The sequence below is a fragment of the Streptomyces sp. NPDC060031 genome, from assembly GCF_042736805.1.
Classification (GTDB): Bacteria; Actinomycetota; Actinomycetes; order Streptomycetales; family Streptomycetaceae; genus Streptomyces.
Window position 1 is genome coordinate 1 of sequence record NZ_JBHWVM010000086.1, and the last position, 23,660, is coordinate 23,660.

Annotated in this window: 20 protein-coding genes and 1 pseudogene; 8 read left to right on the top strand and 13 right to left on the bottom strand. The window is 74.5% G+C overall.

Going from position 1 to position 23,660, the window contains the following annotated elements:
* Positions 1-82 precede the first annotated feature (82 nt).
* A pseudogene (locus ACFWB8_RS29420) lies at positions 83-450 on the bottom strand (cobalamin biosynthesis protein CobW); the annotation flags it as partial.
* Positions 451-528: 78 nt separating this feature from the next.
* On the opposite strand from ACFWB8_RS29420, the gene rpmB reads away from it, so the two are divergent.
* The gene (rpmB, locus tag ACFWB8_RS29425; RefSeq protein WP_385233717.1) at positions 529-765 is read left to right on the top strand and encodes a 50S ribosomal protein L28; all 237 of its coding nucleotides are present in this window, start codon (positions 529-531) and stop codon (positions 763-765) included.
* A gap of 7 nt (positions 766-772) precedes the next feature.
* On the top strand, positions 773-1,078 hold the full coding sequence (gene rpsN / locus ACFWB8_RS29430; protein WP_385233635.1) for a 30S ribosomal protein S14: 306 nt from the start codon (positions 773-775) through the stop codon (positions 1,076-1,078).
* Positions 1,079-1,170: 92 nt separating this feature from the next.
* Here rpsN and ACFWB8_RS29435 read toward each other — a convergent pair whose 3' ends face one another.
* The 3 genes from ACFWB8_RS29435 to ACFWB8_RS29445 form a co-directional block, all read right to left on the bottom strand.
* On the bottom strand, positions 1,171-2,277 hold the full coding sequence (locus tag ACFWB8_RS29435) for a mechanosensitive ion channel family protein (RefSeq protein ID WP_385233638.1): 1,107 nt from the start codon (positions 2,275-2,277) through the stop codon (positions 1,171-1,173).
* 544 nt (positions 2,278-2,821) lie between these two features.
* The gene (locus ACFWB8_RS29440; protein WP_385233641.1) at positions 2,822-3,172 is read right to left on the bottom strand and encodes a hypothetical protein; all 351 of its coding nucleotides are present in this window, start codon (positions 3,170-3,172) and stop codon (positions 2,822-2,824) included.
* Between the two features lie 297 nt (positions 3,173-3,469).
* Positions 3,470-5,374 (bottom strand): ABC transporter ATP-binding protein, encoded by a 1,905-nt coding sequence (locus ACFWB8_RS29445; RefSeq protein WP_385233644.1) that lies wholly within the window; start codon positions 5,372-5,374, stop codon positions 3,470-3,472.
* Between the two features lie 150 nt (positions 5,375-5,524).
* Between ACFWB8_RS29445 and ACFWB8_RS29450 the strand changes: the two genes are divergently transcribed.
* Positions 5,525-7,573, top strand: a complete 2,049-nt coding sequence (locus ACFWB8_RS29450) for an AMP-binding protein (RefSeq protein ID WP_385233647.1) — start codon at positions 5,525-5,527, stop codon at positions 7,571-7,573.
* Between the two features lie 38 nt (positions 7,574-7,611).
* Here the strand turns inward: ACFWB8_RS29450 and ACFWB8_RS29455 are convergent, their stop codons facing one another.
* Positions 7,612-9,429, bottom strand: a complete 1,818-nt coding sequence (locus ACFWB8_RS29455; RefSeq protein ID WP_385233650.1) for a GNAT family N-acetyltransferase — start codon at positions 9,427-9,429, stop codon at positions 7,612-7,614.
* A 98-nt stretch (positions 9,430-9,527) separates the two neighbouring features.
* Between ACFWB8_RS29455 and ACFWB8_RS29460 the strand changes: the two genes are divergently transcribed.
* A complete protein-coding gene (locus tag ACFWB8_RS29460) occupies positions 9,528-9,950 on the top strand; it encodes a DUF350 domain-containing protein (protein WP_385233653.1) in 423 nt (140 codons plus the stop codon).
* A 32-nt stretch (positions 9,951-9,982) separates the two neighbouring features.
* Here the strand turns inward: ACFWB8_RS29460 and ACFWB8_RS29465 are convergent, their stop codons facing one another.
* From ACFWB8_RS29465 to ACFWB8_RS29480, 4 genes are all read right to left on the bottom strand, one after another.
* On the bottom strand, positions 9,983-11,212 hold the full coding sequence (locus ACFWB8_RS29465; RefSeq protein WP_385233656.1) for an acyltransferase: 1,230 nt from the start codon (positions 11,210-11,212) through the stop codon (positions 9,983-9,985).
* Positions 11,209-12,252, bottom strand: a complete 1,044-nt coding sequence (locus tag ACFWB8_RS29470) for an alpha/beta hydrolase (protein ID WP_385233659.1) — start codon at positions 12,250-12,252, stop codon at positions 11,209-11,211. The genes ACFWB8_RS29465 and ACFWB8_RS29470 overlap by 4 nt, the downstream gene beginning before the upstream one ends.
* A gap of 112 nt (positions 12,253-12,364) precedes the next feature.
* Positions 12,365-13,045: a response regulator gene (locus ACFWB8_RS29475; RefSeq protein WP_385233662.1), complete on the bottom strand. Its 681-nt coding sequence runs from the start codon at positions 13,043-13,045 to the stop codon at positions 12,365-12,367.
* Entirely contained in the window at positions 13,042-14,367 is a 1,326-nt protein-coding gene (locus tag ACFWB8_RS29480) for a histidine kinase (RefSeq protein WP_385233665.1), read from the bottom strand. Before ACFWB8_RS29480 ends, ACFWB8_RS29475 begins: the two co-directional genes overlap by 4 nt.
* Before the next feature lie 63 nt (positions 14,368-14,430).
* Here ACFWB8_RS29480 and ACFWB8_RS29485 point away from each other — a divergent pair, with 63 nt between their 5' ends.
* On the top strand, positions 14,431-15,378 hold the full coding sequence (locus ACFWB8_RS29485; protein WP_385233668.1) for an AEC family transporter: 948 nt from the start codon (positions 14,431-14,433) through the stop codon (positions 15,376-15,378).
* A gap of 48 nt (positions 15,379-15,426) precedes the next feature.
* Positions 15,427-15,825 carry a hypothetical protein gene (locus ACFWB8_RS29490; protein WP_385233671.1) on the top strand — a complete coding sequence of 133 codons (399 nt, stop codon included), beginning with the start codon at positions 15,427-15,429 and terminating at the stop codon, positions 15,823-15,825.
* Here ACFWB8_RS29490 and ACFWB8_RS29495 read toward each other — a convergent pair.
* The 4 genes from ACFWB8_RS29495 to ACFWB8_RS29510 form a co-directional block, all read right to left on the bottom strand.
* Positions 15,779-16,696 carry a hypothetical protein gene (locus ACFWB8_RS29495; protein ID WP_385233674.1) on the bottom strand — a complete coding sequence of 306 codons (918 nt, stop codon included), beginning with the start codon at positions 16,694-16,696 and terminating at the stop codon, positions 15,779-15,781. The genes ACFWB8_RS29490 and ACFWB8_RS29495 overlap by 47 nt on opposite strands.
* Positions 16,697-16,733: 37 nt before the next feature.
* Entirely contained in the window at positions 16,734-18,275 is a 1,542-nt protein-coding gene (locus tag ACFWB8_RS29500; protein WP_385233677.1) for an FAD-binding oxidoreductase, read from the bottom strand.
* Positions 18,276-18,392: 117 nt separating this feature from the next.
* Entirely contained in the window at positions 18,393-19,061 is a 669-nt protein-coding gene (locus tag ACFWB8_RS29505) for a class I SAM-dependent DNA methyltransferase (protein ID WP_385233681.1), read from the bottom strand.
* Positions 19,062-19,115: 54 nt separating this feature from the next.
* A complete protein-coding gene (locus tag ACFWB8_RS29510) occupies positions 19,116-20,663 on the bottom strand; it encodes an IucA/IucC family protein (RefSeq protein ID WP_385233684.1) in 1,548 nt (515 codons plus the stop codon).
* A gap of 120 nt (positions 20,664-20,783) precedes the next feature.
* Between ACFWB8_RS29510 and ACFWB8_RS29515 the strand changes: the two genes are divergently transcribed.
* Together ACFWB8_RS29515 and ACFWB8_RS29520 are read left to right on the top strand one after the other, a co-directional pair.
* Positions 20,784-22,316: an IucA/IucC family protein gene (locus ACFWB8_RS29515; RefSeq protein ID WP_385233687.1), complete on the top strand. Its 1,533-nt coding sequence runs from the start codon at positions 20,784-20,786 to the stop codon at positions 22,314-22,316.
* A gap of 103 nt (positions 22,317-22,419) precedes the next feature.
* Complete coding sequence (locus ACFWB8_RS29520; protein WP_385233690.1) at positions 22,420-23,427, top strand: hypothetical protein; 1,008 nt, start codon at positions 22,420-22,422, stop codon at positions 23,425-23,427.
* Positions 23,428-23,660 lie beyond the last annotated feature (233 nt).

A 23,660-nucleotide genomic window follows, 5' to 3' on the forward strand; every position in this document is an offset into this window, starting at 1 on the left:
TCCGGCAGCCGCTGCCGGAGGGCCGGGGGATCTACCTGGCTCTACCCGGCCATGCTGCCGGACGGGAGCAACGCCATTTCACGTCGGCCAAGTCGTCGCGCTTGACCAGGTACGGCAGCACCAGCGCCGGGTCGACCGCGGTGATCACGCCGGTGAGGTCGAGCGCGTCCGCGCCGTGCGCGACGACGACCTCGGCCATGGCCTTGGGCTCGCCGGGAGTCCCACAGTTCGACGACGGCCAGCCGGGTCGTGCCGCCGTCGGCCAGCCGTCGCAGCTCGGGGACCAGGTCCTCGCGCAGGGCGCAGCAGGCGCAGTACCGTGCCCGCCGGTGCGGTGGCCAGGTCGTGATGGAGGGCGACGCTGCCGGGCACGGTGCGCACCAGCCGGTCCACGACCTCCCTGCGGGCGTCGGCGTGGAGCCCGCCGACGATGACGACGGGCAGGGTCACGGCTTGCTCCCGTAGCGGCGCCCGGCGTCGATGACGGGGTCGTGGGCGGGGCGGGTTCCAGGCTTCATGACGGTGTCCTTGTCCGCCCACTGCCAACTGGCGGGCGCCCAGCCGGGCTTCGGCAACACCGTCTCCCACTCCCACCAGCGCACCTCCCACCGCTTCGACCCCAACATCCAGCGCAAGCGCTACTGGCTGGCCGGCGAGGGCCGCCACGTCCGCCTGACCCTGAGCGCGAAGGCGATCGAGGCCGTCAACGTGATCGACGTGATCGGCGCCGAGGCGGCCGTGGCCCGGATCCGCGCCCGGGGGTGAAGGTCTGATGGCGAAGAAGAGCAAGATCGCGCGGAACGAGAAGCGCACGGCGATCGTCGAGCGGTACGCCGCCCGGCGCGCCGAACTGAAGGAGCTCGTGCGGCGGCCGTCCTCGACCGAGGCCGAGCGCCGCACCGCCTGGGCACGGCTGCGCAGGCAGCCCCGCGACGCCAGCGCGACCCGGGTGCGCAACCGCGACAGCGTGGACGGCCGCCCCCGCGGTCATCTGCGCACGTTCGGGCTCTCGCGGGTCCGGATGCGCGAGCAGGCCCACGCCGGACACCTCCCCGGAGTCACCAAGTCGTCCTGGTAGTGCCCGCGTACCACCTGGGAACGCAGACGGGCCCCCGCCCCCGGAGGGACGGGACCCACCGGCCACCGTGACGTCGTACGCCGTACCCGGTGCTACCGGCCGCTGTCCGCGAGGGTCGTCGGCGATGCCTCGCGCTGGTGCGGCACCGGGGAGGAGGGGGTCGGCCGGGGGTCGTCCTGGTGGAGCGAGACCGTACGGGTGGGGGCGGGGATCGAGATGCCCTCCGCCCGGTACCGCTGGTGCAGGCGCTTGATGAACTCGTGCTTGATCCGGAACTGGTCGCTGAACTCGCCGACGCCCAGGATCACCGTGAAGTTGATCCTGGAGTCCCCGAAGGTGTGGAAGCGGACGGCCGCCTCGTGGTCGGGCACCCCGCCGTTGATGTCGGTCATCACGCTGTCCACGACGTCGAGGGTCACCTGCTCGACGTGCTCCAGGTCGCTCTCGTAGCCGACCCCCACCTGGACCAGGATCGACAACTTCTGTTCCGGGTGGGTGTAGTTGGTCATGTTCGTCCGCGCGAGACGGCCGTTGGGGATGATCACCAGGTTGTTCGACAGATTGCGCACCACGGTGTTGCGCCAGTTGACGTCGACGACGTAACCCTCCTCGCCGCCGCTGAGCCGGATGTAGTCACCGGGCTGCACCGTCTTCGAGGCGAGGATGTGCACCCCCGCGAAGAGGTCGGCGAGGGTGCCCTGCAGGGCCAGGGCGACCGCGAGACCGCCCACCCCCAGGGCGGTGAGCAGGGGAGCGATGGACACGCCCACCGTCTCGAGGGCGACGAGGACGCCCATCGTGAGCACCACGATCCGCGTGATGTTCACGAAGATCGTGGCCGATGCGGCCACGCCGGTACGGGACTGCGCCACGGACCGTACGAGACCCGCGACGACCCGGGCCGCGGTGAGCGTGGCGATCAGGATGAGCAGGGCGCTCAGCGAGTCGTTGACGATGCCCGCGACCCGGGTGGTCAGCGGCAGGGTCGAGGCGGCCACCGCGGCGCCCGCGATGAGGGAGGCCCAGGGGGCCAGGGTCCGCAGCGCGTCGACGATGATGTCGTCCCCGCTCCAGCGGGTCCTGCTCGCGTGCTTGCCCAGCCACTGCAGCAGGGCGCGCAGCAGCAGGCCGGCGACGGCGCCCGCGGCCACCGCGATGGAGGCCGTCACCCAGTCGTGCAGGACGAGGTCCCGGTTCAACGGACACCCTCCGAGCCGGGAAGGGCCGGGGGAGCGGCGAGGGGTGCGGCCGGCCGCCCTGTGTGATGTGTCGTCACCTTGTTCACCTGTCAGGTCGTGCTGGGTGGGGCCTCGTTCGAGCGTTTGTGCGCGTGCGAACGGGCTGCCATCCTGCCCCATGCGCGGCGGGCCGTGGTGGGCGGGTCGGCCGTCGGCCGGCGGCGATCCGATGCAGCGCCCGAAGCTGGGCCCGTGGCCGCGCGGTGAGCGGGGGCCCTGTCAAGGCTCGGATCACGAACGACGGGACGGGCAAGATCACCCGTATAGCGAGGCGGCACGCCCGCCCGAACCGAGAGGGCATCCACATCGCTCCGCCGGATCACCTCCGTGTCTTGTACGGGCAGCGGAGGTCAGTGGCCAACCGTGGTGGTGAGGGCTTCGCGGAGTCGGTCGAGCCCGGGTACTCCGGAGAGGCTGTTCGGGGTTGCGTACACCCGGCCGGTCTGGCCGGCCAACGCGCCGGGCTTTTGAGGAACCCCGCGGTCGAGCGGCCATCCGGCAAGTGTCAGCCGGCGGGGGCGAGTTCGCGCCCGGTGAGCTTCCCGTCGGGGGTGAGGGTGAAGGCAGTGCGGTCCATGTGCGTGGTGCCGTGGGCGTCCGCGCCGTATGCCTTGAGCGTGATCGACTCAGCCTTGCCCATGTGGATCTCCGCCTCGGCGGCGTGCGCCCAAGTGTTGACGCGGATGTACGCCGACCAGTGCAGCACCTCTTGGGCCCGCCAGCCGCCCCACGTCGCTTCGGGGAGAAGGCCCGCCGCCGGGCCCTGCCGGACGGCGAAGACGCCGGTGGCCAGCAATACGGCGGCCAGGATGAGGTAGATCGCCGTCACGGGAGACGGGCGGAGCAGAGCGGGCACGGAGGGCTCCTGTCGTTCGGTCGACGGCGGCCGGTTCTCGTCGCACCACCCAGGGGAGAGACGGCCGTGAGAGCGCGCGCGTTCCCGATCGGCGGCGTGGCCTCATTCGCGGACGGGATCGGCCGGGCCGACGGCCTGGTGTATTGACCCGCAGCGTTGTTCACACGGTTGACGGGCGGGTGTCCCCCGAGTGTGGTGTGGCAGCGGTGGGGGTTGTAGGTGCGTTTGACCTTGCCGATGGTCTGAGGCCGCTATGGCCAGTCTGGGATGTGGTCTGGGATGTGGGCCTGTCGGACATCATGCTCCCGAGGCCGCCGCCGCCGCCGCGCCGTCCGACGCGTCAGCCGGGGCGAACTGCGTGCGGTACAGCTCCTCGTACCGCCCGCCCGCGGCCAGCAGCTCGGTGTGCGTGCCGCGCTCCACGATCCGGCCGTCCTCCACCACCAGGATCACGTCGGCCGCCTGGACCGTCGACAGCCGGTGCGCGATCACCACCGCCGTCCGGCCCGACAGCGCCTCGCCCAGAGCCTCTTGCACCGCCGCCTCCGACGTGGAGTCCAGGTGGGCGGTGGCCTCGTCGAGGATCACCACCCGCTGGCGGGCCAGCAACAGCCGTGCGATCGTCAGCCGTTGGCGCTCCCCGCCCGACAGCCGGTAGCCGCGCTCTCCGACCACCGTGTCCAGCCCGTCCGGCAGCGAGGCGACCAGCCCGTCCAGCCGGGAGCGCCGCAGTGCCTCCCAGATCTCCTCCTCGCCCGCGTCCGGCCGGGCCAGCAGCAGGTTGGCCCGTACCGACTCGTGGAAGAGGTGGCCGTCCTGGGTGACCATGCCGAGCGTCTCGCGGATCGAGTCGGCCGTGAGGTCCCGTACGTCGATGCCGCCGAGGCGCACCGCACCCGCGTCGGCGTCGTACAGCCGCGGCAGCAACTGCGCGATGGTCGACTTGCCGGCGCCGGAGGAGCCGACCAGGGCGATCATCTGGCCCGGCTCGGCGCGGAACGAGACCTCGTGCAGCACCTGCGTACCGCCCCGGGCATCGAGGGTCGCGACCTCCTCCAGGGAGGCGAGCGAGACCTTGTCGGCGGCGGGGTAGCCGAAGGAGACCGAGTCGAACTCCACCGCCACCGGCCCGTCCGGCACCCGGCGGGCGTCCGGCTTCTGGAGGATCAGCGGCTTCAGGTCGAGGATCTCGAAGACCCGCTCGAAGCTGACCATGGCGCTCATCACCTCGACCCGCGCCCCGGCGAGCGCGGTCAGCGGCGCGTACAGCCTGGTCAGGAGCAGGGCGAGGGCGACGACGTTGCCGGCGTCCAGGGTGCCGCGCAGCGCGTACCAGCCGCCGAGCCCGTAGACGAGCGCCAGGGCCAGCGCCGAGACCAGCGTCAGGGCGGTGATGAAGGCCGACTGGGCCATCGCCGTACGGATCCCGATGTCGCGCACCCGCGCCGCCCGCGCCGCGAACTCCGCGGACTCGTCGGCCGGCCGCCCGAACAGTTTGACCAGCGTCGCGCCGGGGGCGGAGAAGCGTTCCGTCATCTGCGTGCCCATGGCCGCGTTGAGCGCCGAGGCCTCCCGCTGCATCGCCGCCATCCGGGCCCCCATCCGGCGCGCGGGCAGGACGAACACCGGCAGGAGCACGAGTGCCAGCAGGGTGATCTGCCAGGAGATGCTGAGCATCACGGCCAGCGTCAGCAGCAGGGTGACCAGGTTGGCGACCACCCCCGACAGGGTGTTGCTGAAGGCCCGCTGCGCACCGATGACGTCGTTGTTGAGCCGGCTGACCAGCGCCCCGGTGCGGGTCCGGGTGAAGAACGCGACCGGCATCCGCTGGACGTGGTCGAAGACCGCCGTCCGCAGGTCCAGGATCAGCCCCTCGCCGAGGGTGGCCGACAGTCTGCGGGTGAGCAGGCCCAGGCCCGCCTCGGCGAGCGCGATCGCGGCGATGAGGAGGGCGAGGCGGGTGACGGTGCCGCTCTCCCGCCCGTCCACGATCGCGGTCACGACTCGGCTCGCCAGCACCGGGGTGGCCACGGCCAGCAGTGCGGTGATCACGCTCAGCAGCAGGAAGAGGGTGAGCCCGCGCCGGTGCGGGCGGGCGAAGGCGGCGACCCGCCGCAGGCCGGCCCGGGAGATCGGCCGACGGTCCTGCTGGGCGTTGATCGCGCTGTGCAGCGATGTCCAAGCGGTGACTTCCATGTCCATGACCCGAACCGTAAGACCTCAATCAAAGTCGAGGTCAACCTTTCGGGCCGACTGCGCCCTTCCGGGTCTCCCGTGTCGGCCAACTCGCGCCCATATGAGGGATTTTCACGTACCTCGCCCGCTGTCGGCGCCCGGTGGCATCATCGGTCCATGACGCAGGGATCCGAGTTCACGCGCTCCAGCGGGCGCACCGTCGACACCGTCCTGCACCGCTTCGAACAGTGGGCTCGGGACACCCCCGGCGCCCCCGCGCTCATCGCCGGCCCGCACGGCCTCACCTACGGGCAACTCGAAGCCCGCGCCAATCAGCTGGCGCACCACCTGCTCGACGCCGGACCGCCCGCCGGTGAGATCGTGGCCGTGGGCACGGCCCGCCCGGCCGAACTCGTCGTCGCCCTCCTCGCCGTCCTCAAGGCGGGTGCGGCCTACGCGGTCATCGACGTCGAGTCCCCGCGCACCGGACAGCTCCAGCTCGCCGGGATCCAGCCCTTCGCCCTGCTCACCCACGCCGCGCACCAGGCGCGCCTCGACGACGGCAGCGGCCTGCGGGTGATCCGCCTCGGCGCGGACGGCGCCGAGATAGCCGGGCGGCCCACCGAAGCCCCGCCCCGCCCGGGCCCCCGCCCCGGGCGCCCCGCCGCCGTCCTGTTCACCGGGGGCGCCGAGCCCCGCCCGGTCGCCGTCGGCCACGACCGCCTGCTCGCCGCCCACGAGGGCTGGACCGAGGTGGCCGGGCTGACCCCCGCGGACCGGCACCTGATCACCGCCGCACCGGACGTCACCGCCTTCGCCGCGGGCTGGACCCGGGCCCTGTGCTCGGGCGGCGCCCTCGTCCTGCCGGAGCGCTCGCCCTGGACGGCCGAGGCGATCCGCGGCGCGGTCGAGGCGCAGAAGGCCACCGTCGTGCACACCGACCCGGCCGGCGCCGCCCGGCTGCTCCTGCGCGACCGGTCGGCGGCCGCGGTGCGCCCCGAGGACGTGAACAAGCCCGGCGCGGCGGATCCGGACCGGGCCCTGCGGTCGCTGCGCCTCGTCGCCGTCACCGGGGACCGGCTCTTCCTCGACGAACTCGCCGCCCTGCAGGCCCGCCTGCGGCCCGGGGCCCGGGTGCTCGACGTGTACGGGCTCACCGAGTCGGCCGGCGCCGGGACCTGGTTCGAACTGCCGCAGCTTCCCGGCCCGTTGGACGACCCCGAACGGCTCTCCCTGATCGGCAGGCCCTTCCCCCGCTGCTCCGTGGCCCTGCACGGCGGGGAGATCCGACTCACCCTGCCCGACGGCGGCGACGCGATACCCACCGGAGACCTCGCGGAGCTGCGCCCCGACGGGCTGCTGGAGTTCGGCGGCCGGATCCGCGACCGGATCACCGTCGCCGGGCAACCGCGGGACCCGCACCCGCTGGAGTCCGTGATCCGCACGCACCCGGACGTGGGCGGGGTGCTCCTGGCCGAGGTCGACAGCGGCTCGGGCCCGCGCGGTCCCGTCGCCTACGTCTCCCCGCCGGCCGACGCGGTCGCCCGGCCCCCGGGCTCCGACCTGCCGGACATCGGGCGGCTCCGCGAGCACCTGGCGGGCAGGCTCCCGGAAGCGCAGTTCCCCCGGGCCGTGGTCAAGCTGCGCGCCCTGCCGCGCAACCGGGCCGGCCAGGAGGACCGGGCCGGGCTGCCGCTGCCCGTCCAGCGGCCCGCGCCCGCGCGCGCCGCCCGCGGCACGGGCAAGTACGGGGCCGCGGGGACCGGCGGCGAATCCCCGGCCGGAGCCGCCCTCGGCTGCGGGACGTTCGTGCTGGGCCTCGTCACCCTGTTCCTCACCGACGTGTTCTGGCCCGGATCGACGGAACTCACCGGTGTGCCGAACCCCTGGGCGGCCCTCTTCTTCGTCCTCTACGTGTTCGAGGCCTGCGCCTTCGCCGGCGGAGTGCTGTTCCTGCTCTTCGGCCGCTCCCGGATGCTGCGCCAGGGCCGCGACCCGTTCCTGACCAAGATCGCCCATCTCGCGGTGGTCTACCTGCTGGCCGCCTGGTGGCCGCAGGACAACTTCTACCGGCTGGCGGCCAAACACGACTGGCCGCGCCAGGCCGCCCTCGTCTACGCCTTCAACGTCCCCCTGATGATCGCGGGCGCCCTCGTGCTCCTCTACGTCACCCGCCGACCGGCCACGGGCTTCGACTTCGACCCCGAAAACCGCCCCCGCCCCTGACCCCGCCCGCCCCTGACCCCGCCCGCTCCGGTCCCGGCCTACTGCGACGGGCCGAACATCGTCCCGACCGCCAGGGCCTGTGCCCGGACCAGGGCCTCGGCCGCGTCCAGGGCCTGCCCGCCGTGCGCGGCCACCAGTACGCCCAGCCAGGGGGCCGGGTCGAAGGCGCCGGTCGGGATCGCCGGGATGAAGACCGCCCCGAGGTCCGCGCACCCCCGGGCCAGCGCCCCGCACAGTTCGTCGAGCTGCGCCTCGGGGAGCCGGGCCCCCAGCTCCACGCGGTCGGCGATCCGTACCAGGTGCCCCGCACCCCGCAGTTCGTCCAGCCGGGCCGCGACCATGAAGGCGACGGACGGCCCGGTCAGCCGCAGGTTGGCCTCGGTCGGCGCGAGCCGCCCCGCGCCGTCGGCGACGAAGTCCACGTCGAACCAGCCCCGGTAGCCCGCCGCGGCCAGCTCCCGGCCCACCGCGTCCCCGAAGGACAGCAGCGGCTTCTCCGCCCAGGCCGGCACCACCCCGGGCCCCACCGTCGCGCCGCGGTACCCGGCGCCCGCCACGTCCATCACCGCCCCGCCGACCTCGTGCACGTGGCCCGCGCCGTCCACGAAGCCGTCGTACGTGAGGTCGCGCGGCTCGCCGGGCTCCGCCGGGCCGGGCACGTACTCCTCGATCAGCAGCGGCCCGCGCGGCAGCCGCCGCAGCACCGCGCGTGCCCCGCCCGCGGCCCTGACCTGCGCCGCGCTCACCACCGTCGTGCCCGAACCCCCGACACCGTGCTCCGATTTGAGAACGCTGCCCCTCCCCGCCCGGGTCCGGGCCGCCAGCAGCCCGACCGCCGCCCGCCGCGTCGCGGCCCGCCACTGCGCCGGGAGCACGATCCCCGGATGCCCGCCCGCCCCCAGGATCCGGCCGAACAGTTCGTGGCTCTCCGCCTTCGACTCGTACCGCAGCTCCTGCGGTCGCCACGGGCGCCCGGCCAGCCGTCCGAAGGACTCCGTCAGGCCCCACGGTACGAGCGGCAGCCCGGCCGCCGTCAGCCGCCCGGCCAGCGCCGGCCGGGCCCGTACCACGTCCGACAGCGCGGGACCCCGCTCCACCAGCCCGTCGTACACCTCCACCTCGGGCCCCCAGCCCAATTGCCGCCCCACCAGGGCGATCCAGCCGCGCGGCACCGCGCGCGGCAGCAGCAGCGCCGCCGGGTACGGGCTGTAGAAGGCGGCCAGGGCGGCGTAGTGGTGCGCGGCCCGCTGCTCGCGGTCCAGCGAGGCGTCGGCGAACTGCGCGTTGAACTCGGCGACGTTGCCCACGTGCACCGCCGGAACACCGCCCGTCCAGGCCCGCGCCCAGGCGGCCTGCGGCGCGGGCGCCACCTCGAAGCGCACCAGCCCGGCAACGGAACCGGCTCCGGTCCCGGCAACTGCATCGGCACCGGCCCCGGCGACCGTGAGCGCGACGGCGACCGCGCCCATCGTCCGGTAGAAGCCCGCGGCATGCGGATCGGCGTCGATCAGCAGCCTGTGGACCCCGAGCCCGGCGGCCCGCCGCACGGCATCCCGGTACAACAGCCGCCCGACGCCCCGGCCGATCGCGGACGGCTCCACGAACAGCAGGCCCAGCCGCGCCCGCGGCCCGTCCCCCTCCAGCTCCAGCTCCAGCGAGGCCAGGCCCTGCACCACCCCGTGCGCGTCCTCGGCCACCACGATCCGGCGGGCCGTCACATCGGCGGCGTCGATCCGCAGCTCCGGCGCGACGTCGGCGAGGAACTCCGCGTCGTACCCCCAGTACGCCTTGGAGCGCCGCACCAGCTCCGTCAGCGCCTGCGCCTCCTCGGCCCGCGCCGCCCTGACCTTTGCCATTCACTGACCTCCCCATGGTCCGGGTCAGGGCCGTGCGATACATTTCGGCCGCCCCCCACGGCACATCCTTTCCCACCCCCGCGGAGACAGGCTTCTCAATGAGCGACATCGTCAATGGACTTGGCCGCACCAGCGCCTACGGCGCCCTCGGCCTGGTGCTGCTCATCCTCGGCATCGTCCTGGTGGACGTGCTGACCCCCGGGAAGCTCCCGAAGCAGATCTGGGAGGAGCGCAACCGGAACGCGGCCGTCATGCTGAGCTCCGCGCTCCTGGGCGTCGGCGGCATCGTGTTCACCTCGATCTGGACGACGTACGAGGACTTCGGCAAGGGCCTGCTCGCCACCGCGGCCTTCGGCGTGCTCGGCCTGCTGCTGATGGCGGTGGCCTTCCTGGTGCTGGACTGGGTGACGCCGGGCAAGCTCGGCGCGATCGTCGTCGACCCCGAACCCCACCCGGCGGTCTGGGTCACGGCCTCCTGCAACCTCGCCGTCGCCGCCATCGTCGCGGCCTCCATCGCCTGACGCCGCGCTCCCGCCGGCGCCGGCCACGCGCCTCACGCCAGACCGAGCGCGAACACCGCGAACCCCGCCGCCAGGACCCCCGCCACGGCCCGCCGCAGCGCCGGGGACCTGCGCCCCGCCCGCGGCGGGGTCTCGAACCGGCGGGCGTAGCGGGCGATGACCACCAGCAGCACCGCGAACACCGGCATCCAGGCCAGTCGCGCCGCGATCCAGCCCGGACTGTCCGGCGCGGTGGTCAGACCCGCCAGGCCACCCGCGAACGAGCCCGGCACGGCCGCCGCCAGCATCGCCGTCTGGTGCCAGCACAGGATCGTCATCGCGCACAGGTTGATCACGACCACCGGCGCCCACAGCGCGGGCCGCGCCAGCAGCCGCGCCAGCCGGTCGCGCAGCAGGACGGCCGCCCCCGACTGGGCCGCCGCCAGGGCCAGCACCAGCAGCGACGGCGGATGCGAGTTGGTCCGCTCCGCACCCGGCACCCCGACCATCGACGCCGGGTAGTGGAAGACCGCCAGCAGCGCCGCGAACAGCGCCGTCCCGCCGGCCAGCAGCAGCCACGCCCCGCGCCGCCCGATCCGCCCCTCGCCCCAGGACACGCCGAGCTGGTACGCGAAGAGCCAGCCCGGCAGGATGTTCAGCAGCGCGAGCCAGGACGGCACGGATTCGGCCGGCGGCCCGTAGCGCAGGAAGTCCACCACCGCGACCGAGCCGATCAGCGGGGCCGCAGCCCAGCTGCCGAGCCGGTGCGCCGCCCGGACGCAGTACGGGGTGAGCGCGGTGACCGCCACGTACACCCCGACGAACCACAGCGGCTGGATCACCAGCGTCGCCCCGGTCCGCAGCGTGGCCTGTGGAACCCCGGCCGCGTACAGCACGGGAGCGGCCAGCGCCCAGACGGCCGTGACCCCGAGCACCGGACGGCCGAGGCGCACGATCCGCCCCTTGAGCCATGCGCCGGTCGAGCCGGCCCGGCGCCGGAAGGACAGCACCGAGGCGTAGCCGCCCACCAGGAAGAAGATGCCGAGCATCTGGAGCACCCAGCTCGCCGGGGCCAGGGCGCCGAAGGAGGAGAGCGGGCTGGCGTTGTGCAGCCCGCCGTCGGAGTCCAGGGTGAAGCCGCCCAGCAGCCAGTGCCCGGTGGGTACGGCCAGCAGCGCGAGGGCGCGCAGCCCGTCGACGGCCCGGTCGCGGTGGGCGGGGGTCTGCCGCTCGATCCGGTCGGCGGTCCGCTTCAGCCTCGTGAGGGTGTGCGGCGTCGTCATCGGATCTCTCCCTTGGCGATGGCGGCGAAGGCCGCCAGGGACCGGGTGCCCGGCGCGAAGTAGCCGGTGTGGCCCTGGACATCGGCGGCGGGCACCCGGCGGGCCCCGAAGGCCGCCGAGGTGGGGTCGGCGCCGTGGCCGATCCCGGCGAACCGCACGTTCGGCACGTCGGCGATCCAGTCGGACGGGCCCCGGGCCGCCCATACGCGGGCCCGGGTGTGCAGGCCGGCGGCGGTGTCCGCGCGCATCCCGGGGGAGCCGAGGGCGACGACGTCGGTGGCGTCCGTGTGCCGGGCAGCGAGCCCGCAGACCACCGAGCCGTAGCTGTGGCAGAACAGCACCGGGTCGGCTGCGCCGACCGCGTCGAGCCCCTCGGTGAACCGGGCCAGCCGGACGGCTCCGGCCTCGGCGAGCCGCCCGTCGGCCGCGTCAAGTCCGACCCCGACCGGGGTGGTGTAGCCGGTCCACGCGACCATCGCGGTGCCGTCCCCGGCCGCCGCCCGCAGCGAACGGGCCATCCCGGCCGGCCCGGTGGCGGGCTTGCGCCCGGCGTCGTGGTGGGTGGCGTCGTTGTCGGAGCCCGGCACGATCACCGAGACGTGCGGGGCGTGCGCCAGGTCCCCGAACACCTCGGCGACCTGGCCCCGCCCGCGCGGGTCGAAGGCCAGGATCTGCCGGCCCGGCGCGCCGAGCGAGGCGTAGCGGGCCTCGCCCGTGGCGGCGACGGCGAGCCGGTTGGCCCCGTACCGCAGGGGGAGCGGAGCCCCGTCCAGGTTGCCCACGACCAGCGGGTGGGACCGCACGAGTTCCTGCCGGGCGGAGTCGTCCAGCCCGGCGAAGAACCGGGCCACCTCGCGGGGAGCCGTCCGGGCCGGGTCTGGCAGCGGCCGCCCGTCCGCGGTGTCGGCCCGCCAGGCGGCCGTTCCCGGCGGCGGCCCGGTGACCGCGCTCTGGCTGTCGCCGGAGGCCCATCCCGCGGTGCCCGCGACGACGGCCACCGCCAGCGCGGCCGTGACCAGCGTCCTTCCGAAGCGGCGCATGCCCCTTCTCCTCTCCTCGTGACGAGGAGGAAGGTAAGAAGGAGGTACCGGACCGCACGTCGGACCGTGGAGCCAAGTCGGATGTCATACCCCGGTAGGGGGTGGAGGAGGGTCAGGCCGAGTCGCCCGGCCGGACCAGGCCCGCCTCGTACGCGAAGATCACCGCTTGGGCGCGGTCCCGCAGGTCGAGCTTGCCCAGCACCCGGCCGATGTGGGTCTTCACCGTCTGCTCGGCGAGCACCAGGTGCCCGGCGATCTCCTGGTTCGACAGCCCGCGCGCGATGAGCTCCAGCACCTCGGTCTCACGCGGTGTGAGCCCGTTCAGCCGCAGCGCCGGGTCCTTGCGCGGGGCCGGCCGCTGCTGCACGAAGTCGGCGATCAGCCGCCGGGTCACCGAGGGCGCCAGCAGGGCCTCGCCCGAGGCGACCACCCGTACCGCCGCGATCAGGTCGGCCGGCGGGGCGTCCTTGAGCAGGAAACCGGAGGCGCCCGCGCGCAGCGCCTCGTACACGTAGTCGTCGATGTCGAAGGTGGTCAGCATCAGGACCTTCGGCCGGTGCACCACCCCGGGCGGGGGGTCGAGGATCTCCCGGGCCGCCGTCAGCCCGTCCATCTCCGGCATCCGTACGTCCATCAGCACCACGTCGGGGTGCACGGTGCGCGAGACCTGCACGCCGCGCCGCCCGTCGGGGGCCTCGCCCACCACGTCGATGTCGGCCTGCGCGGACAGCAGCGCGGCGAAACCCGCCCGCACCATGGCCTGGTCGTCGACGATGATCACGCGGATGGTCAACTTGCGTCCTCAGCGGTGGGATCCAAGGGCAGACGGGCGGCGACCCGGAAGCCGCCGTCGGGCAGCGGACCGGTGTCCAGCGTCCCGCCGGTCAACCGTACGCGCTCGCGCATCCCCACCAGACCGTGCCCCGTGCCCGAGCTCTCCAGCTGCACCACGGGGTCGCGCGCCGGACCGTTGACCACCAGCACGAGGATCTCCTCCTCGTCGACGGTCACCGAGACCCGGGTCGGCGCCCCCGGCGCGTGCCGCACCACATTGGCCAGCGCCTCCTGCACGATCCGGTACGCGGACAGGTCCACCGCCGGGGGAGCGGCCCCGGCGGCCTCCGCGGCCAGGGACAGTTCCACCGGCTGCCCCGCCCGCACGGTCGCCTCGACCAGCTGCTGCAGGCGGCTCAGGCCCGGCTGCGGGGCCCGCTCCCCGCCGGGGCCGTCGCCTCCGTCGCCGCGCAGCACCGTCAGCAGCCGGCGCATCTCGCCCAGGGACTCCCGGGCGGAGGCCGCGATGGCCGCGAACTCCTCCTGCACCGGATCGGACATGCCGGGCAGCCGGTACGGAGCCGAATCGGCCTGCACGGTGATCACCGACATGTGGTGCGCCACCACGTCGTGCAACTCGCGGGCGATCCGGGCCCGTTCCTCCAGCAGGGTGCGCCGGGCCCGCTCGGCCTCGCTGATGCTCTCCTGCTCCGCGATCCGCCGCTGGGCGGCGCCGAACCCGCGCAGCGCCCCGGTGAGCGCCAGCATGACCCCGCTCAGCACGAACAGCAGCGCTGTGGTGTTGATCACCCCGGAGGGCTGGAAGAAGCCCAGCACCACCCCGACCGCTCCGGTCGCCAGCCACACCCCGACCAGCGTCCGGATGGACTCGCGCAGCCCCAGGCACACCATCAGCAGCAGGTAGCCGACGATCACCATCGGCGTCCACGGCCACGCGTGCCGGGCCACCTGCTCGGCGTGGATCAGCATCACGGCCCCGACCGTGTCCGCGGTCAGGATCAGCAGCCACGCCGCCATCGGCCGGGTCACGGCGAGCAGCAGCGGCACCGTCTGCGCCACGCCCAGCGCACCCGCCCAGCCGCCGGCCGCCCCGTAGTCGTTGCTCAGCACCGCGATGGTCACCGGCACCAGCGTCACCACGAAGGCGACGGTGACGAGGTAGGGGAGCAGCCGGTGCCAGGTCCTGGGCGCCTGCGCGAACAGCGGCTCCGCGGCCCGGGCGGGCGTGCGCAGCGCCACCGCGAGCGAGGCCAGCGCGCGGGGACCGCGGGAGTCGCGCGGCCCGCGGGTCCTGGCGGGGGTACGGGGGGTGTCGCTCATGATCGGTCCAGCCTATGCGCAGGGGTAGGCTGCACGCGGTCGGTCAACGGGGGAGTCGTACGCATGGGCGGGGCAGCAGCATTCGAGAAGCTGGTGCCGGTTCTGCTGGCCTTCGGCGGCGGCGCGCTGCTCGCACGCCGCAAGATCGTCCCGGCCGAGGCCTCCAAGGTCTTCGCCGACTACGCCTTCCTCTTCGCCGTCCCCTGCTACCTCTTCGGCAACATCTACGCCAGCGACCTCGGCGCCCTCTTCAACTGGCGGGCGATCGGCGGCTACGCGGCGACCGCGGCCCTCGCGGTCGTGGCGGTGGCCCTCGCCGCCACCGCCTACGGCGTACGGGAGCCCCGCGCCGTCGCGCTGCGCGTGATGGCGGGGGTCCAGGTGAACACCGCGTACTTCGCCGTCCCCGTGTTCATCACCTTCTTCGGGACGGCGGCCCCGATCTTCCCGGTGCTGCTGTTCCAGGTGTGCGTGCTGTCCCTCGTCGTCATCGCCATCATGGAACTGGGCCGCTCGGGTCCCGGCGCCGGCGGCCCCGGGCGGCGGCTGGCACGGGCCGTCGGTGCCTCGCTCGCCACCCCGCTGGTCCTCGCCTGCAATGCGGGGATCCTGCTGAACCTGCTGTCGGTTCACGTCCCGAAGACGGTCCTGGACGGGGCCGCGTTCGTCGGCGACAGCGCCTCCCCGGTGGCCCTCTTCGCCCTCGGCCTGCACCTGGGCGGCGTCGGCCTCGACCTGCGGGGCACCACCCGCGAGGAGGCCGCCATCGTCGTGTTCAAGTGCCTCGGCTTCCCGCTGCTGGCCTGGGCGGTGTGCGGGGCGCTCTTCGGGGTCCGCGGCGACTGGCTCACCTACCTGGTCCTGATCGCGGCGATGCCGACACCCCAGAACCTCTTCATCTTCGCCCAGCGCTACGACGTGGGCGTGGACCTCTCCGCCTCCATCGTCATCAAGAGCTCGGTGGTCTGCCTCCTGCTGCTGCCGCTCTGGATCCACGCCGTCGGCGCATGAAGCACGGCCGGGCTCGTTCCCCCGGCGCGCCCCGCTCGTTGACCCGGCATGGAGCTGCCGACCCTCGCGGCGCCCGGCGTCGGGGAACTGGCCGACGCCGCGGCCGATGCCGCCTGCCACCTCTACGACGCCGTCGCCCCGTGGGGCGCCGCCGCGCCCGGAGGGTGGAGCCGGACCGCCGCCGAGGACGCCGCCGAGGCCATCGAGACCGCCGCGCACGCGCTCACGTACGCCGATCCGCGCGCCGAGGTGATCCTCGCGCCGGTCCACGCCGCCCTCGCGGACCTGCGCCGTCAGCTCGGCCTGGCCCCCGCGGACCCGCTGTCCGCCGACGGGCTCCCGGCGACGCCGCGCTCGGTCGGGAACCCGCGCCGCACCCGCTGGGTCCGCCAGCAGGTACTCATGCCACCCGCGCCCCGGCAACCGCCGACCGGTACAACTGCCTGATGTCCGCGCCGAAGTAGGAGCTGTACGAGGTGTCGGCCGTGTTCCCGCCCGTCTTCCAGCCGCCGATGACCCCGACCACGTCGCCGGTCTCCGTCCGCGCGTCGTAGTTGGTCAGGAACGGGCCGCCGCTGGTCCCGCCCGGGTAGCCGGTGCAGTCGATCCGCAGGAACGATCCGGGGATCCCGGGATCGGCGCTGGTGAACTTCGTCGTCTTGTTCACGCACAGGCGCGGGCGCGCCGCGGACGCCGGATAGCCGATCAGCGACACCTTCGGGTGGGCGTACGCGGCGCCGGTGACCAGCCGGTTCCCGCCCACCACGTCCTCCACGGGGAAACCGTCCGCGTCCGGCCCGACCTGCGCGAAGGCCACGTCGAGGGTGGCGCCGCGGTCGGCGCCCAGGCTGCGGTAGCGCGGGTCGATCCACACCTTCGACTTCCCGGCGGTATTGCGCAGGACCGGGAACATCCCGTACGGCTGCGGGTTCTCGGAGGTGTACTGCGGTACGAAGGCCACTTGCCGGGAGTCCGTGCCGAGCAGACAGTGCGCCGCGCTCAGCACCAGGTCGCGGCCGGGGGAGGCGACGACGCTCGCGGTGCAGAAGTACGCGCCGCCGCCCTTCATGACGAACATCCGGCCGACGACCGGGATGCCATCGAAGTCCTGCCCGGTTCCGTTGCCGGCCGCCGCTGCCCCGCCGCGGGAGATCGGTACCGCGGAAGCCATCCGGTCTGCCGTCCAGAAGGTCTCGGCCTCGCGTGCCGACCAGCGGCTGGCCGGCGGCGGGGCGCTGCCGGCCTCGGCGACCGGCAGGGGCCCACTGGGCAGCAGCAGGGCGGCCGTCGCGGCCGCCACCGTCAACGCACGTCGCATGTCCGTCTCCTCTTCGTCGCGAATCGTGCCCAGGTCCTCAGATGGCCTGGGGGAAGCGGAACAGCCGGTCCGGGTCGTAGGTGCGCCGGACTTCTTCGAGGCGGGCGAGGTTCGGCCCGTAGTAGGCCGCGCGCCAGCCGGTGAGCTTCGGGTCGATGTAGTTCTGGTACGCGCTTCCGCTCGCCCAGGGGCGCAGGTCCTGCCAGAGCCCGTCGAGCCAGCCCTGGTGCCGGGCGACCTCGGCGGCCGGCGCGGATTGGGGCCACTGGACGAGGTACTGGGCGAGGAAGGCGCTGTCGCGGTGGACGAAGGCGGTGGCGTCGGCCGCCACCCGGTTCAGCGCGCCGCCGCAGACCCCGTCGAACTGCACCACCCCGAACCCGCCGCGCGGCACGTTCCGCGCGTAGCGCCGGACGGCGGCCAGTACCGCGGAGACGGCCGGCTCCGGCAGGCCGCCCGCGGGCCAGAAGTCGGAGCGGGCGGCGTACGATTCGCGGCCGAGCCGGCCCTGTGGATCGTGGCCGGGCAGGGTGCCGGGCAGCCGGCACTGGGCGGCCGTCCGCTCCAGGCAGCCCGACATGGTCCGTACGGTGTCGCCGTAACTGCGTACGTCGAGCCGGCTGTCCCGCGCCGGACGCCCGACCAGGTCGGACAGGCGGGTCAACTGCTCCTCCAGCTCGCGGCGCCCGTCGAGGCAGACCACCCGGACGGCGGGAACCGGGGCAGGACCGCCGTCGAGGGCGAACTCCACCTGGCTCCAGAACGGATCGGGCAGCCCGGCCAGCCAGCGCTGCCAGCCGCGCAGCACCGCCGGGGAGTCGCCGTCGGCCCAGTGGAGCTCGGCGAAGACGCAGTCGGCGACCGGGTGCGCGCGGAAGCGGAACTCGGTCGTCACCGCGAAATTGCCGCCCCCGCCGCCGCGCAGGGCCCAGTGGAGGCCGGGATCCCGGTCGGGGCCGGTCTCGCGGACGACCCCGTCGGGGGTCACCGCGGTCGCGCCGGTGAGCTGGTCGGAGGTGGCCCCGTAGGCCCTGGACAGCAGGCCCAGCCCGCCGCCGAGCGCGAGGCCCGCGATGCCCACGGAGGGGCACAGGCCGGTCGGGACGGCCAGGCCGCGGCCGGCGAGGGCGGCGTTGAGGTCGCCGAGCCGGGCCCCCGCGCCGATCCGCACGTCGGAGCCGGAGCCGGAGCCGGAGCCGGAGCCTGCGTCGACCGACACCGCGGCCATGGCCCCGACGTCGATCACGAGACCGGCGGCGACGGTGGACCAGCCGGCATAGCCGTGCCCGCCGCCGCGCGGCACCACCGCCGCGGCCGAGCGGCGGGCGAAGTCCAGGCAGACGGCCACGTCCCCGGCGTGCGCCGGGTAGGCCACCGCGCCCGGCGCGACGGCGTCGTAGCGGGGCTGGAAGAGCCGGCGCGCCTCGGCGTAGTCCCGGTCGCCGGGCACCACCACCCGCCCGTCGAGCGCGCGGGCCAGCGCCCCGAAGTCCGGGCCCCGGAGCCGGGGAGCCGCGCCGAGGGTGGCGAGGACGGCCGCGGCGGCGCTGGTGAGGACCTGGCGGCGGTGGAGGCGCATGCCTCCTTCCTGCCACCGCTGCGGGCGATCGGGGGGAAGGCGGGCCCACACGGGCCGAGTTGCCCCCCGAACGGCCGATCCCGGGCCGCCCTGGCGGCCGTACAGCCGATGATCCGCCTACCGGCCGGGTTTGCGCGCCAGGATGAAGCCTTGCGGGGACTTCTCGTGCGCGTCGGGCTCCCGGACGAGCCGTGCCGTCTCGGCAAGCCCTGCCGCGGCCAGCCGTTCGGCGATCCGGTCGGGCGGCGTCCAGTACACGTCGAGGTCCACGGGGTGCCCGTAGGCGTGCTCCAGCCGGAATTTCTCGTCGCCCGCCTCGAAGGCGATCAGGACGTGACCGCCGGGCGCCAGCACGCGCGCGAACTCGGCGAACAGGGGGTGCAGTTCGCCCGGCGGGGTGTGGACGGTGGAATACCAGGCGAGGACGCCGCCCAGGACCCCGTCCGCGATGTCCAGCGCGGCCATCGAGCCCACCTCGAAGCGCAGCCCGGGGTAGGTCCGGCGGGCCACGGCCACCATCGCCGGGGACAGGTCGATGCCGAAGGCCCGTACGCCGAGCCCGTCGAGGTGCGCCGTCACGCGGCCGGGACCGCAGCCCAGGTCCGCGACCGCGCGGCCGCCGGTCCCGTCCGGACGGCCCTCGCCGCGCACGCACTCGGCGAAGGCGGCCAGCATGGCGCGGTCCAGCGGCTTGCCGGCCAGTTCCGCGCCGAGCAGCCGGGCGTAGTCGACCGCGACGGCGTCGTAGGACGCCCGCACGGCGTGCAGGTACGAGGTCTCTGTCATGCCCCTGAACAGTAGCCCGCCCCCCGCCCGGAGTCGGCACCCGCCAGGCAAAAGTCATATGACCGCCAGCGGATTGGGCAGCTCCGCCCACTGGTCGCCCGGCACGCCGGGGCTCAGCCGCATCAGCGTGAGCGCCTTGGTGGGCAGCGGACCGGTCAGCAGCGCCTCCGTGTCGGCGGTGGGCGCCAGGCCCGCCGTCGCCCGCGCGAGATCTTCCCCGAGCGCGGCCGCCGAGCCCGCCGTGGAGCCGAGCGCGCCGGCCACCAGGGACCCGAACAGCTTGCGCCGCAGCACGCCCACGTCGTCGTTGATCAGCCGGCCGGACAGCGGCGGCACCGGCAGGCCGTGGCCCGCGAGCCGGTAGGGACTGATCCGGATGTCGGCGAGGTCGCGGTAGACGAGCCGGAGCGGGGCGCCGGTGGGGGAGAGGACCACCAGCAGGTTCTGGCCGTGGGCCTCCAGCGCCACCCCGAGGTCCAGCAGCCGCAGGCCCACGCCGAGCGCCAGCCGGGCCAGCTCGGCCCGCCAGGCCGCGGAGCCGGCGTACGGAGTGGCGGCCAGCGCGCCCAGGGGCACCACGCTCTCGCCCGCCGCCGTGTCCGCGAAGGCCTCGGGAGGCTCGCGGAGCACCGCCGCCAGGTCCGGGCCGTGGGCGCCGGCCGCGCCCAGGGTGCGGGTGAAGTGCAGCCGGCCGTCGAGCCGTCCGGTCAGGGCCTGCGCGAAGTCGGACAGCGCGGCCGCCGTCTCGATGGAGTAGCCGGAGATGTCCCGCACGGAGGAGGTCAGCCGGGCGCTGAGCGCGGTCTTGACGTGCGGGCCGCCCCCGGCGGGCGCCAGCGTGCGCAGTGCCATCAGCGGATGCGCGGCGAAACCGGGCCGCACCTCCTCGCCCTTCAACACGTGCTCGGCCTGCCACGGGTGCACCGGTACGAGGATCCGCCCGCCGTCGCGCAGGTGGTCCGGCCACTCCCCGGTGACCAGGCACTCCTCGGCCCGGACGGCGACCAGCCCGAGCTCGACCAGCGGCCGGTGCTCGGGCCCGTACGCCAGCTGCTCGGCCACCGAGAAACCGGGGCGGGAGCGGCAGTTGGGGTGGTACGGGTGTCCGTCGACCACCCGTTGCTCCCACTCCCAAGTGGTCGCGGGCGGCGGCTGCGCAGCGGGCCGGGCGCCTGGCTGCCCGGCGCGCGAGAGGGCCAGGGACGCGGTACTGCCGTCCAGCTCGGCGGCGAACCCAGCACCGGACACTGCCCCGAGCGGCCCCCCGAGCGCCGCCATCAGCCGGGCCGCCTGCCGGTAGGGCTTTGCGTCCAGCAGCAGCTCGCTCACGTACGGCCCGGTCGCATAGGGATCCGGCAGTGGTCCCTCCAGCCGCGCGCCCCCGGCCAGGACCAGCACGAGGCTGTCGGCCCCCTGCTCCCGACGCGCCACCCATGGCAGCGGTTCGAAGGCGAGCCCCCGCCACAGCCGGGTCAGCACGGCGGCCCGCGCTCCGGGGAGCGCGCCGGCGTACGCGCCCGCGAGGCAGGGGCGTACGCCGGCCAGCTCGGCGGCGACACCCTCCTCGGCGGGGGAGGCGGGCGGGGAGTCGGGGAGGTGCACGCGGGGGTTCAGGGCCCTGTTCCTCTCACGGAAGCGGTGATGATCACCTCATCATCGCGGATACTGAAGATCACGGCCGGTGGCACGCCTCGCGCACCTCCGGCGCTCCGGATGTACCGAATGGAACCAGTGGACCTCACCGCCGCCGCCGACGCCTACGCCGCAGCCCCGTTGCTGAACTGCCTCCTGCGGGAGGCCGCCGAACCCGACGGGACCGGCGCCTACCGGTTGCGCGGCAGCGGGAGACAGCTACGGGTGCACGGTGGCCGTCGGCCCTCCAGCCCCGAGCTGCGCACGGCGGACGGCTGGCAGCCGCTCAGCCACACCGAACTCGTCAAATTCACCTCCGACGAACTGCGCCAGTACACCGGGGTCTCCAACGACGAGCTGCCGATCGAGATCACCGACAGCCGGGAGACCATCGCGGCGCTGCTGAGGGCCCGCGCCGCGGCCGCGCCGCCGGCCGACCCGTACGTGCTGTCCGAGCAGTCCCTGGTCATGGGGCACCCGCACCACCCGGCCCCCAAGGCCCGCGGCGGGGCACCCACCGGGAGCTGGCTGCCGTACGCGCCCGAGGCCTACGCCCGGTTCCCGCTGGTCTTCCTGGGCCTGCGCGAGGACCAGGCGGCCGAGGAGGGCGGCCCGGCCGCCGGCGCCGCGGTCGACTCGCTCGCCGAGGCCCTCGACGGCCCGCGCGCCCCCGCCGGGTACCGGCTGCTGCCGGCCCACCCCTGGCAGCTCGACCTGGTGGGGTGCCGGCCGGGGGTGCGCGAGGCCTTCGCGGACGGGCGGCTGCTGCGGCTGGGGACCGGCCGGCTCCCGGTCTGGCCGACCGCCTCGATCCGGACGGTGTACGTGCCCGGCGCGGCCGCCGACCTCTTCGTGAAGTTCAGCCTCGACGTGCGGATCACCAACGACGTGCGCCGGCTGTGGCGGCACGACCTGCTGAAACTGCGCCGGACGGGCGAGGCCGTCGAGGCGGGCTTCGCGGATCTGCGCCGGTCGGGATCGAATGCCGGCTGGCTGGCCGACCGCGGCTACCGCACCGCCGCCTTCGCCTTCGAGGAGCTGGCGGTCCTGGTGCGCGACGGCCTGGGCGGCCACCGGGAGCCCGGGACCACCCCGCTGCTGGCCGCCGCGCTCGCCGAGGGCTTCCCGGGCAGCCCGCTGGAGAACGCCGCCGACCCCGCCGGGTGGTGGCGGGCGTACCTGCGCCAGGTGGTGCCGCCGGTGCTGGACCTGTTCGCCCGGCACGGCATCGTCCTGGAGGCCCACCTGCAGAACGCCCTGGTCGCCGTCGACGCCGGGGGCATGCCGGTGCAGGCCCTCTTCCGGGACGCGGAGGGCGTGAAACTCCTGGCCGACCTGCCGCGCGAGGCCGCCTGGCAGCGGCTGGTCTACTGCCTGGTCGTCAACCACCTGACCGAGATCGCGGGCGCCCTCGCGGAACACCACCCGGACATCGCCGCCGACCTGTGGCCGGCCGCCCGCGAGGAGTTCCTGCGCTACGACGCCGCCCGGCCCCTGCCCGAGATCGCGGCCCTGCTCGACGCCCCCTCCCTGCCGGCCAAGACCAACCTCCTGCTGCGCTGGACCCGCGCCGACGGAGCGGACGCCCGGTACCTGCCGCTCCCCAACCCCCTGCGGGGCTGATCCGTCTCCCCCGGGCGGGGGAGGCGGATGGCTCTGGTGGGGGAGGCGGCGGGACGAGGTGCCGTTCGAAGATGGGATTCCTGCTGAGAGAAGGGGAGTCCTGGTGGAGCGGCGGCAGCGGTGGGAGCGGTGGGAGCAGTGGGAGCAGTGGGATCGGGTCGGGCGGAGAGCCGCTTACGGGGCGGCGCTGGCGCTGTCGCCGTACCTGCTGATCAAGGTGTCGTGGGTGATCGGCGCGCTCCTGGGGATGCTGCCCGTCGGCCGCGGGTTCGGCAGGGCGGAGTGGGTGGTGCTCAACACCGTCACGATCGGCATGGCGGCGACCGGGATCGGGCTGTCGCTCGCGCTCGTGAGGCCGTGGGGGATGCGGATACCCGGGGCGCTGGTCGCGTTCTGCGCCTGGGTGGGGTCGGGGTTCCTCGTCTCGGTCCTGCCGTTCGGCTTGCTCAGTGCGTTCCTGGGTGCCGAGGGCGGTTCACCGGAGGGTGGCGGGGGCGAGGATCCGGCCATGCCGTTCTGGGAGGGCGTGCTCGTCCAGTTCGGCTTCGTCGGGATGGGATTGGGCCTGGCCCTCGCAGTCCCCGCGTACCTGTGGCGTCGCTGGCCGGGAGCGTTCTCCGGGCGCCTCGGCGACGGCCCGCGCGCGAAGCCGCCGTGGGCGGCCGCCCTCGGTGCGGCGGTCGGTCTGGTCTGGCTCTACTGGGCGGTCGGCGGCAGCGTGGGCATCGCGCACCCGGCCGAACGGACCACTGACGGATACGTGCTCGGAGCCGTCTGCGGCTTGTGGGCGTTGGCCGGATCCGCCGCCGTCTGGGCGGTCGCCCGGGCGCGCCCTCCCCGGTGGCCCCGCTGGCTGCCCCTGGTCTTCGGCTGGGTCGGGTCGGGCTCGCTGTTCGCGTGGAGCGGCTGGAAGCTGCCGATCACGGTCTACGTGGCGCTGGCGGACCCAGCCGAATTCACCCCGCCGGAGCATCCGGTCGTCGCGGTGGCACTGCATCTCGCGGCCGTGGTGGCGGGCGCGGCGATGCTGCGGACACTCGTCCGTACGCGCATCCGGCTCGCCGTCGCGGGTCAGGTGGATTCGATGTCGTGGTCGACCACCGTGGAGTGATCTACCACCGTGATTGATCGCGTACGGACACCGCGATGCCGGCGTCCCGTGGCGAGGGTTCGACCGTCAAAGCGCAGTGCGGAGACCTCGCCCGAGCCGGCGCGTTCCGTCAGCGGGCCCTCGACATCAGTACGGCGGCGGGCTGCCGGTCGGTCTGACCGCACTCAGAACGCGCGCGGCGGTGACTTCGCCTCGGCCGAGGACCAACTGGAACGTGCCCTCACGCTGTATCA

Coding starts and splice junctions, on each gene's coding strand:
- rpsN (WP_385233635.1), top strand. CDS start 773: ATGGCGAAGAAGAGCAAGATCGCGCGGAACGAGAAGCGCACGGCGATC.
- ACFWB8_RS29445 (WP_385233644.1), bottom strand. CDS start 5,374: ATGGACATGGAAGTCACCGCTTGGACATCGCTGCACAGCGCGATCAAC.
- ACFWB8_RS29450 (WP_385233647.1), top strand. CDS start 5,525: ATGACGCAGGGATCCGAGTTCACGCGCTCCAGCGGGCGCACCGTCGAC.
- ACFWB8_RS29455 (WP_385233650.1), bottom strand. CDS start 9,429: ATGGCAAAGGTCAGGGCGGCGCGGGCCGAGGAGGCGCAGGCGCTGACG.
- ACFWB8_RS29460 (WP_385233653.1), top strand. CDS start 9,528: ATGAGCGACATCGTCAATGGACTTGGCCGCACCAGCGCCTACGGCGCC.
- ACFWB8_RS29465 (WP_385233656.1), bottom strand. CDS start 11,212: ATGACGACGCCGCACACCCTCACGAGGCTGAAGCGGACCGCCGACCGG.
- ACFWB8_RS29470 (WP_385233659.1), bottom strand. CDS start 12,252: ATGCGCCGCTTCGGAAGGACGCTGGTCACGGCCGCGCTGGCGGTGGCC.
- ACFWB8_RS29480 (WP_385233665.1), bottom strand. CDS start 14,367: ATGAGCGACACCCCCCGTACCCCCGCCAGGACCCGCGGGCCGCGCGAC.
- ACFWB8_RS29485 (WP_385233668.1), top strand. CDS start 14,431: ATGGGCGGGGCAGCAGCATTCGAGAAGCTGGTGCCGGTTCTGCTGGCC.
- ACFWB8_RS29490 (WP_385233671.1), top strand. CDS start 15,427: ATGGAGCTGCCGACCCTCGCGGCGCCCGGCGTCGGGGAACTGGCCGAC.
- ACFWB8_RS29495 (WP_385233674.1), bottom strand. CDS start 16,696: ATGCGACGTGCGTTGACGGTGGCGGCCGCGACGGCCGCCCTGCTGCTG.
- ACFWB8_RS29500 (WP_385233677.1), bottom strand. CDS start 18,275: ATGCGCCTCCACCGCCGCCAGGTCCTCACCAGCGCCGCCGCGGCCGTC.
- ACFWB8_RS29505 (WP_385233681.1), bottom strand. CDS start 19,061: ATGACAGAGACCTCGTACCTGCACGCCGTGCGGGCGTCCTACGACGCC.
- ACFWB8_RS29515 (WP_385233687.1), top strand. CDS start 20,784: ATGGAACCAGTGGACCTCACCGCCGCCGCCGACGCCTACGCCGCAGCC.